This window comes from Alkalihalobacillus sp. R86527, from assembly GCF_042466185.1.
Lineage (GTDB): Bacteria > Bacillota > Bacilli > Bacillales > Guptibacillaceae > Guptibacillus.
This window is the reverse complement of sequence record NZ_JAXHBW010000001.1, coordinates 78,292-90,494: the sequence shown is the minus strand read 5'-3', so window position 1 is coordinate 90,494 and position 12,203 is coordinate 78,292. Positions and strand designations below refer to the sequence as shown.

The window sequence follows — 12,203 nt, the reverse complement described above, 5'->3', positions numbered from 1 at the left end:
CAAGAAAGGAAGACTTGATGTTGCTGCAGGACGTTGACCGATTTATTCAAAAGCATGATTTACTACATGAAGACGATGTGATCGTTGCAGGTGTTTCAGGAGGTCCTGATTCTGTAGCGCTCCTTCACTACTTAAATAGGTTAGCCTCGAAGTTAAAGCTAAAAGTCATTGCGGCCCATGTCGATCATAAGCTACGCGGAGAAGAATCAGCTGATGATCTTGTTTTTGTTAAACGTCTGTGCGAAAGAGAAGGAATTCAATTTGAGTCTTCGTCCATCGATGTTGCCAGCTATAAAGAGGAGAAGAGAGTTTCTACCCAGGTAGCGGCAAGAGAGTGTCGATATATGTTTTTCGAACGGGTTATGGAGAAATACAATGCGACATGTCTAGCGCTAGCGCACCATGGTGATGATCAAATCGAAACGATGTTGATGAGACAAGTTCACGGAAGTATAACCGGTCTTTCAGGCATCGCGGTGAAACGAAAGTTTGCTACCGGCCTTCTTATTCGTCCTTTTTTATGTGTAACGAAAGATGAAATCCTTTCTTATTGCAATCAGCACTCCCTTTCTTTTCGTAACGATCCCTCTAATGAAAGTGAAGGATATATGAGAAATCGTTTCAGGAAAAGCGTTCTTCCTTTCTTAAAGGAAGAAAATCCAAATGTCCATGAAAGGTATCAATTATATAGTGAACGGATGCAGAGTGATGAAGATTATTTAATGGAGCTTGCGGGCAGGCGATTAGAAGATGTGATCATTGATCAAAATGACAAATTTGTGAAGATCAAGATCAAGTCCTATCATTACTTGCCTATTCCTTTACAAAGAAGAGTGATTCATCTAATATTAAACTATCTTTACAAAAGCAATGCTCCTTTTTCTTCTATACATATTGAGGATTTGCGGTCTTTGCTCGATTCTGAGCATCCTTCAGCTTCCCTTGATTTGCCATTGGAATTAAAGGCAGTGAAATCCTATGACACCTGTTGTTTTACTTTTGAAACTTTTGAGGGTGTAGAGTCGTATACAGAACAGCTAACTATTTCAGGTTCCGTTGAAACACCATTAGGAACCATTACAGCTGAGCTAGTGGATGAACTGCCCCTGAATTTATCAGGTGAGGATTTAATCATTGAGAAAACAATGTTCCCAGTCATCGTCCGTTCAAGACGAGCGGGTGATCGAATTCAGCCAAAAGGCATGATTGGAACAAAAAAGGTAAAGGATATTTTTATCGACCGTAAAATAAACCGTTCAGAGCGTGATGTCTGGCCAATAGTGGAGAATTCATATGGTAACATTATCTGGGTAGCAGGACTGACGCGGTCTGAAAAAGTTATACTACCTGCAAAAGGGAAAAAGCTCGTGCATCTGCACTACGAAAAAAAATTATCTACATAGGCTGGGAGGAAAGGATCACAGATGTTAAATGAAATACAAGAAACATTAATTAGTGAGCAAGAGATACAAGAGAAATGCCGTGAGCTGGGCAAACAGCTTTCAGATGAATACGACGATCGTTTTCCACTTGTCATCGGCGTATTAAAAGGTGCTCTACCTTTTATGGGTGATTTAACGAAACGTATTACGTGCCATCTTGAAATGGATTTTATGGATGTTTCAAGCTACGGTAACTCAACAGTATCCTCTGGAGAAGTTAAAATTATTAAAGATCTTGATACTTCAGTAGAAGGACGAGACGTACTCATTCTCGAAGATATTATCGATAGTGGTTTGACGTTGAGCTATCTTGTTGATCTATTGAAATATCGAAAAGCAAAATCCATCAAAATTGTAACGCTGTTGGATAAACCAACTGGTAGAAAAGTCGACCTTAAACCTGACGTTGCTGGATTTATCGTCCCTGACGAATTTGTAGTAGGGTATGGTCTAGACTTTGCTGAACGGTATAGAAATCTTCCGTTCATTGGGATTCTTAAGCCCGAAGTATATCAAGGTTGATTTGTTGTAGTTCAATGTGCCAATATGGTAAGATAATCTATGGTTTCCTGTTCGTGGGAGGAGGTAAGGAATGAATCGTATCTTCCGAAATACAATATTTTATTTATTGATTTTCCTCGTCGTAGTAGGTGTTGTCAGCTTCTTTAACGGAAACAACAACGAAGCGAATGTTTTAAATTACGGCGAATTTCAATCGAAACTTAGTAATGGTGAAATTCAAGAATTAACGATACAACCTGAACGTGGTGTTTACACTGTTCAAGGTCAGCTTACTGGTAATACTGAAGAAGGTGAAGAAAACACCTTTGTAACGAATGTACCAGATTCTGAAAATGCAGTAGAGAACATTCTTTCTGCTGCTGGTGAAAATACGGATGTCACAGTTGAGAAAGCTCCAGAACAAAGTGGCTGGATTACTTTCTTCACTTCCATCATTCCATTTGTAATCATCTTTATTCTATTCTTCTTCTTACTTAACCAGGCTCAAGGCGGCGGTGGCCGTGTTATGAACTTTGGTAAGAGTAAAGCAAAGCTTTATAGTGAAGAAAAGAAGAAAGTAACATTTAAAGACGTTGCAGGTGCTGACGAAGAAAAACAAGAGCTTGTTGAGGTCGTGGAATTCCTTAAAGATCCTCGTAAGTTCGCAGCCGTTGGAGCTCGAATTCCAAAAGGTGTTCTTCTCGTTGGACCTCCGGGTACTGGTAAAACGTTACTAGCACGTGCAGTAGCTGGTGAAGCGGGAGTGCCTTTCTTCTCAATTTCTGGTTCAGACTTCGTTGAGATGTTCGTAGGTGTCGGTGCGTCACGTGTACGTGACCTATTCGAAAACGCGAAGAAGAATGCTCCTTGTATTATCTTTATCGATGAAATCGATGCTGTAGGTCGTCAACGTGGTGCAGGCCTTGGTGGTGGACACGATGAACGTGAACAAACACTTAACCAGCTCCTAGTTGAAATGGATGGGTTCAGTGCTAACGAAGGAATTATCATTGTTGCAGCTACTAACCGTCCTGATATTCTAGATCCGGCACTACTTCGTCCAGGACGATTTGACCGTCAAATTCCGGTTAACCGTCCAGATGTAAACGGGCGTGAACAGATCCTTGGAGTACATGCACGCAATAAGCCTCTAAGTGATGAAGTTGACTTGAAGACGATCGCAATGCGTACACCAGGATTCTCTGGTGCAGACCTTGAGAACTTATTGAACGAAGCTGCACTAGTTGCTGCTCGTCATGACAAAACGAAAATCGATATGAATGACATCGATGAAGCGACAGACCGTGTGATTGCTGGTCCTGCTAAGAAGAGTCGTGTCATCTCTGAGAAAGAAAAGAACATTGTTGCTTATCACGAAGCTGGACATACCATTATTGGTACTGAGCTAGATAATGCAGATATTGTTCATAAAGTTACAATTGTTCCACGTGGTCAGGCTGGTGGTTATGCTGTAACCCTTCCTAAGGAAGATCGTTACTTAATGACAAAGCCTGAGCTAGAAGATAAAATCATTGGACTACTAGGTGGTCGTGTTGCAGAAGAAATTACATTTGGTGAAGCAAGTACCGGAGCAAGTAATGACTTCCAACGTGCAACATCTATCGCTCGTAGTATGGTGACGGAATATGGAATGAGTGAGAAACTTGGACCTATGCAATTTGGTTCAAGTCAGGGTGGAAATGTCTTCCTTGGTCGCGATATTCAAAATGATCCTAACTACAGTGATTCGATCGCACATACAATCGATCTTGAAATTCAGAAGATCATCAAGGATTCTTATGAGCGCTGTCGTCAGATTCTTACCGATAACCGGGATAAGCTCAATCTAGTGGCAGAAACGCTTAAAGATTTAGAAACACTAGATGCTGAACAGATTCGCTCTCTTGTTGAAGATGGAAAGTTACCTGAAGGTCATCACGCTAACGGTGAAGAAGATGACGTGAAAGTTAATATTTCTAAAAAAGAAGAAGACAAAACTGAATCTGATGAAGATCAAGAGTAGATGATAGAAGCAGGGTGTCGTTCAGACATCCTGCTTTATTTTGTATACTCAGGTCTTTACGAACATGGACGGAAAGCGTTTCCAAAAAAGTGCTTCGTTTTTACGGGCAATCTATGGTATAACTATAGAGAGCATGACCAAGGCTAAATATTTAAATAAGGTGATAATATGATACTTGTGCTTGATGTAGGAAACACAAACATTGTTCTCGGTGTATATGAAGGTAATGAACTAACTCATCATTGGAGAATGGGAACGAGCAAAAAGCAAACGGAAGACGAATATGCAATGGTCATTAAAGGGCTATTCTCACATGAGAACCTTTCTTTTGACGATGTAGAGGGAATCATTATTTCTTCAGTCGTTCCTCCAATAATGTTCGCTCTGGAACGAATGTGCCAGAAGTATTTTCATCATAAACCATTAGTAATTGGACCTGGAATCAAGACAGGATTGAATATAAAATATGATAATCCAAAAGAGGTTGGTGCCGATCGTATCGTTAATGCGGTAGCTGGAATCCATCAGTATGGATCACCGTTAATCATTGTTGACTTTGGTACAGCAACAACTTACTGCTACATTAATGAAAACAAACAATACGTTGGTGGCGCAATTGCACCGGGAATCAATATCTCTACTGAAGCATTATATATGCATGCAGCAAAGCTGCCGCGCATCGAAATTGCAAAACCGGATCACATCGTAGGAAGAAATACGGTAAGTGCAATGCAAAGTGGTACGCTTTATGGGTACGTAGGACAGGTTGAGGGAATTGTTTCAAGAATGAAGAAAAACGCGACAAAAGAACCCACTGTTATTGCTACTGGAGGACTTGCGTCTCTTATTGCAGAAGAGTGTGATCTAATCGATGTTGTTGATCCATTTTTAACCCTCAAAGGTCTTCATTTGATCTATAATAAGAATAAAGAAGAATTGAACGCATACCGCTAAGGGATGCGTTTTTCGCTGTCTTCATGTTCTTCATCAATCACTCAGGATGAAGCATAGATGGTACGATGCATGGGGAGTTTAAATAAAATAGTAAAGACCATGTAGGTTCCCTTAATGGAAGTTATGACGAAAATCATGTATGTTGTAAGTGGGCATATGCTCATTTGAAAGGAGATTCATAAGAATGAATGATTATTTAATTAAAGCGCTAGCGTTCGATGGAAATGTTAGAGCTTATGCGATATCTAGTACAGAAATGGTAGCTGAAGCACAAAGACGTCACACAACATGGCCAACAGCGTCTGCTGCAATGGGCCGTGCTATGACAGCATCGACGATGATGGCTTCATCACTAAAAGGGAAAGAAAAAATCACCGTCAAAATCGAAGGTGGAGGTCCCATTGGTGCGATTATCGTTGATGCCAATGCACAGGGAAGTACTCGCGCTTATGTAAGTAACCCTCATGTGCATTTTGATTTAAATGAACAAGGGAAACTGGATGTAGCAAGTGCAGTAGGTCGTGACGGATTTCTATCAGTCGTAAAGGATATTGGGATGAGAGATAAGTTTACTGGTCAAGTTCCAATTGTGTCTGGTGAGCTTGGAGATGACTTCACCTATTATCTTGTCACATCTGAACAAGTTCCTTCTTCCGTAGGTGTAGGAGTATTAGTGAACCCAGATAACTCGATTCTTGCTGCAGGTGGATTCATGATTCAACTTTTACCTGACGCTGCAGAAGAAACGATCAGATTCATTGAAAAACGAATTCAAAATATCCCGCCTATCTCAAAATTAATTGAACAGGGGCATTCTCCTGAAGAAATCCTAGCTGAGCTGTTAGGTGAGGATAACATCAAAATCCTAGATAAAATGCCTGTCTCTTTCGAGTGTAGTTGTTCAAAAGAACGTTTTGCTAATGGCATTATTGGACTTGGTAAAGAAGAAATTAACTCAATGATTGAAGAAGACGGAGAGGCAGAAACTGTGTGCCATTTCTGCAATGCTCATTACCACTTTCCAAAAGAAGAGCTCAATGAATTAGCTGCAGAAAGCAAGGTGTAGGGCCTAAGGATTGACGGCTTTTCACCTTGATGCTATCTTTAAAGGAATTATTCCTATTAAAACACTAGGGATTGGGAGGCGTATTTTATGAAAGTGGCAAATTCAATAACAGATTTAATCGGTCAAACTCCAATTGTGAAGTTGAATCGAATAACTGGAGAAAACGACGCAGATGTCTACCTGAAGCTAGAATTCATGAACCCAGGAAGTAGTGTGAAAGATCGAATCGCATTGTCTATGATTGAAGCGGCAGAAGAGAAAGGCGAACTCAAACCCGGCGACACATTTGTGGAACCGACGAGTGGGAATACAGGTATCGGCCTCGCGATGGTAGCTGCTGCCAAAGGTTATCAAGCCGTACTTGTAATGCCTGATACCATGAGCATGGAACGAAGAAATCTATTAAAAGCTTATGGAGCAAAGCTTGTATTGACGCCTGGGTCTGAAGGAATGGGCGGAGCAATACGTAAGGCTGAAGAACTTGCGAAAGAGCACAACTACTTCATGCCACAGCAATTCCAAAATAAAGCGAATCCAGAAGTACATCGCCGTACGACAGGGAAAGAAATTGTAGATGAATTTGATGAGCTCGATGCTTTTGTAGCCGGTATTGGAACTGGTGGGACAATTACTGGGGCTGGTGAAGCACTTAAGCAACACTACCCTTCGATTAAGTTATACGCGGTTGAACCAACAGATTCTCCTATTTTATCTGGTGGCAAACCAGGACCACATAAGATTCAAGGCATTGGAGCCGGATTTGTTCCGTCGATCCTTGATACGAATGTGTATGATGAAATCATTCAAGTGGAGAACGAGCAAGCATTTGAATGGGCAAGAAAAGCTGCTCGCGAAGAGGGTATTCTTGGAGGCATTTCTTCCGGAGCTGCCATTTATGCAGCACTTGAAGTTGCGAAGAAGCTAGGAAAAGGAAAGAAAGTACTGGCGGTTATCCCAAGTAATGGTGAACGTTATCTTAGCACACCACTCTTTCAATTTGAGGGTGAGTAATAGTTGATGAGGCAGTCCATGAAGGGGCTGCCTTTTTCTATAGAAATTATGTTCATGAGAGAAGCCGTAAGCGGTTATCCTAAGGCGTAGTGTATACAAAAAGGATGAAGGATTGTTCGTCTTCATGTAAAATAGAGGCATAATCCGAGGGAAGGATCAGACTTCCGAATAGGGGTGTGAAGATAGTGGCGCAACACCAGGACAAAACAACCCGCATTCCAATATTTGAAACTGTGCATCTAGCTGCAGATGAATGGTTTTTGAAATATAAACGGTTTGTATCTAATCTTTCTGAACACACTCTTTTAGATAGCACACGTGGAGGCCGCTATAGCATGTTCGGCATTCTGCCAATGGCTAACCTAAAAGGTAAAGGGCGTAGCCTTTCTATAACAGAGAAAGGTACAACAAGAAAGCTAGAAGGAAACTTGCTTGATCTAATGCGCGAATGGATGCAGCAACATGTAGCAGAAACGGATGATCGTCTTCCGGATTTTCAAGGTGGAGCGATGGGTTTTTTAAGCTACGATATCGCTCGACAAATTGAAAAGCTACCACTTTATGCAGAGGATGATCTAGGACTACCTGAATTGTCTTTTATCATTTATGAAGATGTAGGGGTTTATGACCATGAAGATGAAGTTCTGTGGTTTATCTCTCAGGTGGAAGAAGGTAGGTCAGAAGTCGCTCAAGCCCGATTGAAGCAATATAAAAAAGAATGGATGGAGCCTGCTCTAACTGTTTCCCATCCACCATCTGGTATTACGTTGGAAGATGAACGTCACTTCTCAATGGATGAGGAATCATTTGCTTCAGCAGTAAGACAAGTTCAAGAATATATCTCAAGTGGAGATGTTTTTCAAGTGAACCTTTCACTTAGAGAAACGAGAACGCTACACGCAGATCCACTTCACGTGTATGAGACGCTACGATCATTAAATCCATCACCCTATATGTCTTACATTCATACGGAACGATTCGATATCGTTAGTGCCTCTCCAGAACTCCTCGTAAAGAAAAAGGGTTACGAGTTAAGCACGCGTCCGATAGCGGGGACACGCTCTCGAGGGAAGAATGACGAGGAGGATCAACAACTTGCACAAACGTTGATCGAAAATGAAAAAGAGCGCGCTGAGCACGTCATGCTTGTTGATTTAGAAAGAAATGATTTAGGCAGAGTGTGCCAATATGGCTCGGTCGAAGTAGACGAGTTTATGGTGATCGAAAAATATTCTCATGTACAGCACATCGTTTCGAATGTCAGAGGGGTTTGTGCTCCGGATTACGATGCTTTCGATGCAATCAAAGCGACTTTCCCAGGTGGCACCATTACAGGCGCGCCCAAGGTGAGAACAATGGAAATAATTGAAGAACTTGAGCCTGTTCGCCGTGGCATATACACTGGGTCTATCGGATGGATAGGTTTTAATGGAGATATGGAGTTAAATATCGCTATTAGGACAATGGTAATAAAAGATGGCCTTGCACATGTGCAAGCCGGTGCTGGAATCGTTATAGATTCTAACCCCGAAGCAGAATATAAAGAATCATTAAAGAAAGCGAGAGCACTTTGGAAAGCCAAAGAGTTGAGTGAAGAGCCTAGAAGAGTAGAGCAGAGGAGGAAGTAAATAATGATATTAATGATTGATAACTATGATTCGTTTACGTATAACCTTGTACAATACCTTGGGGAAATGGGTGAGGAACTTGTCGTTAAAAGGAACGATGAGATTACGATTAACGAAATTGAAGATTTGAAGCCTTCATTTATAATGGTCTCCCCAGGACCATGTAGTCCGGATGAGGCCGGAATAAGTATGCAGGTGGTTAAGCATTTTGCTGGCACTATCCCTATCTTTGGCGTTTGCCTTGGCCATCAATCGATTGCCCAGGTGTTCGGTGGAGATGTAGTGAAAGCTGATCGATTGATGCATGGAAAGACCTCCGAGATGCATCACGATGGGAGAAGCATTTTTAGAGGGATGGCAAATCCGTTTATCGCTACAAGGTACCATTCATTAATCGTAAAGAAGGAAACACTTCCAGATTGCTTTGAAGTAAGTGCTTGGACCGAAGAAGGAGAAATTATGGCTATTCGCCATAAGGAGCTCGCAGTTGAAGGTGTTCAATTCCATCCAGAGTCAATCATGACGTCTACTGGGAAAACACTTCTCAAAAACTTTATAGATACTCATAAAAAGAAACTATGCTTATAAATATAAATGGTGAAATCTTGCGTGAAGAGAATGCTGTAATATCAGCATACGATCATGGGTTTTTGTATGGCTTAGGTGTGTTTGAGACGTTTCGCACCTATGAGGGGCATCCGTTTTTGTTCAATGATCACATACAACGCCTGCGAGCATCATTAGAAGAGTTGCACATTCAACTTCCTATAGAACCTCAAGAATTGCTACATGAGGTGAAACGTACTCTTCAAGCAAATGAGATGGTCGATGGTTATATACGACTTAACGTTTCAGCTGGTGCAGGGAATATTGGGCTCCAAACTGAACCGTATGAACAGCCAACACTGATTATTTATGTTAAATCGCTTGGCGATTCTGTTCGAAATGAAAAGAATGGTACTGTATTATCTTTAAGGAGAAACACGCCTGAAGGTCAATTTCGTCTAAAGTCTCACCATTATCTTAATAACATCCTCGCGAAAAGAGAAGTGGGTAATGACCAAAATGTGGAAGGGATTTTTCTTACGGAAGAAGGGTATGTAGCAGAAGGAATTGTTTCGAACTTATTTTGGGTTACAGGAAACACTCTGTTCACTCCTTCACTATCGACTGGGATATTAAATGGCATCACCCGTCAGTATGTGCTCAAAGTAGCAGAAAAACTTCGACTTCCTGTTAAAGAAGGTTTATATAAGAGAGAGGACCTATTGGAAGCAGACGAAGTATTCGTAACGAATTCGATTCAAGAAATTGTCCCTTTGCGAAGCGTAGATCGTGTCTCTATGCCAGGTAGTAATGGTACTGTTACCAGCAAGCTTATCCTGAAATATGAGCAAGACCGCACTTCGTTATTAAGCAGCAACGATTTAACGTGATGACTTTATGCAAGAAAAAGGAGTGAGCTTGGTGGCCACGGTAATCAAAAAGCAAACAAACCACCCCATGATCATGGAGTGGCGGGACAAGGTAATCGATTGGAATAAAAAAACCTGGGTGATGGGTATTTTGAATGCAACTCCTGATTCATTTTCAGATGGTGGAAACTATGTGACATGTGATCGAGCGGTTCAGCATGCTGTACAGCTCGTGCAGGAGGGTGCAGACCTCATCGATATTGGTGGAGAATCTACACGTCCAGGAGCTGTTCCTGTATCACTTGAAGAAGAACTTGAGCGTGTAATCCCTGTAATTAAAGCAGTGCGTGCAGCCATCGACGTACCGATTTCGATCGATACGTATAAAGCAGAAGTAGCGGATCAAGCATTATCAGCAGGAGCTGATATCATCAATGATGTGTGGGGTGCGAAAGCAGACCCAATGATGGGGCGAATTGCAGCAAAACATGAGGTGCCTATCATATTGATGCATAATCGTCAGGGTATGAATTATGGGGATATTATGGAGGATATCAAAGTCGATATTGACGAAAGTATTGCCATTGTAAAAGAGGCGGGGGTGCTAGATCGGAATATTATTTTGGACCCCGGCATCGGTTTTGCAAAAACTCATGAACAGAATCTTGAGGTTATGAGAAGGTTAAACGAGTTCTCAGCATTAGGGTATCCCGTTTTATTAGGTACCTCAAGAAAATCACTTATAGCAAAAACGCTGAATACTCAAGCTGATGACCGCGTGGAAGGCACTGGAGCAACAGTTTGTCTTGGGATAGAACGAGGGTGTCAAATCATTCGAGTCCATGATGTAAAGCCAATGGTTAGAATGGCGAAGATGATGGACGCAATGCTTAAGCCGGATATAATCACTAACTAGGAGTGTGGTTGGATGGATAAGATTCACCTGAGTGGAATGAAGTTTTATGGGTACCATGGAGTTTTCCCAGAGGAAAATAAATTAGGTCAGCGATTCTATGTCGATCTTGTATTGGAAGCGGACCTATCTAAAGCGAGTGAGTCTGACGACCTTAACTACACAGTGAATTACGCTGAAGCTTATAATACAACCAAAGAAATTGTCGAGGGCGAACCGAGGAAATTAGTCGAAACGATAGCAGAAGAAATTACGAAAGCGATCTTTAAATCCTTTCATATTGTTGAGGCATGTACAGTGAAAGTAATTAAACCCGATCCACCTATCAATGGACATTATGATTCTGTGGCAATCGAGATGAAGAGGGAACGAAATGAATAATGTATATGTCGGAGTTGGTTCCAATATTGGGGATCGCGAAAATTATATAAGAACAGCTCTTGAAAGAATCGAAGAGTATCCAGATATTAAAGTTTCTGAGGTCTCATCTCTATATGAAACTGAGCCTGTAGGCGTTACAGAACAAGCTGCCTTCTTAAACATGGTCGCCCTGCTCAAAACAGATATGAATGCTTTTCAGGTTCTAGAAATCTTACAAGGAATCGAGCAATCCTTGGGGAGAGAAAGAGATATACGCTGGGGACCGAGGACAATAGACCTTGACATTTTGCTATATAATCACGAAAATATTGTAGCAGAGGGTCTTGTTATTCCTCACCCTCGTCTTATTCAACGTGGATTTGTTGTTATTCCTTTACATGAATTGAATCCTGAAGCGATTATTCCTACTACGAATAAGCGAATTGAGTCGTATGTTGATCATATAGAAGATAAAGAAGGTGTACGTCTATGGAAGCAGAGATCTACGGGAGGCGTATTCGAGCTTTTCGAAAGCTAAAAGGTTTTACACAAGAGGGATTAGCGAGAAACCTTGGCGTTTCCGTTTCGGTTCTTGGAGAAATAGAACGTGGAAACCGGACACCGACTAATGATTTTTTGCTACTAGTCGCAAAGCAACTAAATGTTTCTCTTGAAGAACTTTTCCCAAAAGAACAAAATCCGAACTAAGATTAATGAACTAGATACATGAGACGGTCTTGCTTAATTATTGTATAGTTTTATCGAAGACCTTAAATCTGAATAGGTAGTTTGACTTTCTAACTAGCATTTTCTATACTACATCTAAGATTTAACTAGCTGCCAGGATCGTTAACTGGCAGTTTTCTTCTTTTGAACTGTGACACACCCGG

The 12,203-nt window shown here is 41.3% G+C and carries 13 protein-coding genes; all 13 read left to right on the top strand.

Annotated elements, in window-relative coordinates:
* Positions 1-17: 17 nt before the first annotated feature.
* The 13 genes from tilS to SJY16_RS00505 all read left to right on the top strand — a co-directional run bounded on the left by tilS (position 18) and on the right by SJY16_RS00505 (position 12,021).
* Positions 18-1,403 (top strand): tRNA lysidine(34) synthetase TilS, encoded by a 1,386-nt coding sequence (gene tilS / locus SJY16_RS00565; RefSeq protein WP_377887135.1) that lies wholly within the window; start codon positions 18-20, stop codon positions 1,401-1,403.
* A gap of 21 nt (positions 1,404-1,424) precedes the next feature.
* On the top strand, positions 1,425-1,964 hold the full coding sequence (gene hpt / locus SJY16_RS00560; protein ID WP_377887133.1) for a hypoxanthine phosphoribosyltransferase: 540 nt from the start codon (positions 1,425-1,427) through the stop codon (positions 1,962-1,964).
* Positions 1,965-2,034: 70 nt separating this feature from the next.
* Complete coding sequence (gene ftsH, locus SJY16_RS00555) at positions 2,035-3,966, top strand: ATP-dependent zinc metalloprotease FtsH (RefSeq protein WP_377887132.1); 1,932 nt, start codon at positions 2,035-2,037, stop codon at positions 3,964-3,966.
* Positions 3,967-4,134: 168 nt separating this feature from the next.
* On the top strand, positions 4,135-4,920 hold the full coding sequence (locus SJY16_RS00550; protein ID WP_377887131.1) for a type III pantothenate kinase: 786 nt from the start codon (positions 4,135-4,137) through the stop codon (positions 4,918-4,920).
* Between the two features lie 184 nt (positions 4,921-5,104).
* Positions 5,105-5,986, top strand: coding sequence for an Hsp33 family molecular chaperone HslO (hslO, locus tag SJY16_RS00545; protein ID WP_377887130.1), 882 nt, complete (start codon positions 5,105-5,107; stop codon positions 5,984-5,986).
* 87 nt (positions 5,987-6,073) lie between these two features.
* Positions 6,074-6,997: a cysteine synthase A gene (cysK, locus tag SJY16_RS00540; protein WP_377887129.1), complete on the top strand. Its 924-nt coding sequence runs from the start codon at positions 6,074-6,076 to the stop codon at positions 6,995-6,997.
* A gap of 185 nt (positions 6,998-7,182) precedes the next feature.
* A complete protein-coding gene (gene pabB, locus SJY16_RS00535) occupies positions 7,183-8,625 on the top strand; it encodes an aminodeoxychorismate synthase, component I (protein WP_377887128.1) in 1,443 nt (480 codons plus the stop codon).
* 3 nt (positions 8,626-8,628) lie between these two features.
* Positions 8,629-9,213, top strand: a complete 585-nt coding sequence (pabA, locus tag SJY16_RS00530) for an aminodeoxychorismate/anthranilate synthase component II (protein WP_377887127.1) — start codon at positions 8,629-8,631, stop codon at positions 9,211-9,213.
* Positions 9,204-10,061: an aminodeoxychorismate lyase gene (pabC, locus tag SJY16_RS00525; protein WP_377887126.1), complete on the top strand. Its 858-nt coding sequence runs from the start codon at positions 9,204-9,206 to the stop codon at positions 10,059-10,061. The genes pabA and pabC overlap by 10 nt, the downstream gene beginning before the upstream one ends.
* Positions 10,062-10,128: 67 nt before the next feature.
* Complete coding sequence (gene folP, locus SJY16_RS00520; protein WP_377891997.1) at positions 10,129-10,956, top strand: dihydropteroate synthase; 828 nt, start codon at positions 10,129-10,131, stop codon at positions 10,954-10,956.
* 12 nt (positions 10,957-10,968) lie between these two features.
* A complete protein-coding gene (gene folB, locus SJY16_RS00515) occupies positions 10,969-11,334 on the top strand; it encodes a dihydroneopterin aldolase (protein ID WP_377887125.1) in 366 nt (121 codons plus the stop codon).
* Positions 11,327-11,851, top strand: a complete 525-nt coding sequence (gene folK, locus SJY16_RS00510) for a 2-amino-4-hydroxy-6-hydroxymethyldihydropteridine diphosphokinase (RefSeq protein ID WP_377887124.1) — start codon at positions 11,327-11,329, stop codon at positions 11,849-11,851. Before folB ends, folK begins: the two co-directional genes overlap by 8 nt.
* Complete coding sequence (locus tag SJY16_RS00505) at positions 11,803-12,021, top strand: helix-turn-helix domain-containing protein (protein WP_377887123.1); 219 nt, start codon at positions 11,803-11,805, stop codon at positions 12,019-12,021. Before folK ends, SJY16_RS00505 begins: the two co-directional genes overlap by 49 nt.
* The last annotated feature ends 182 nt before the right edge of the window (positions 12,022-12,203 follow it).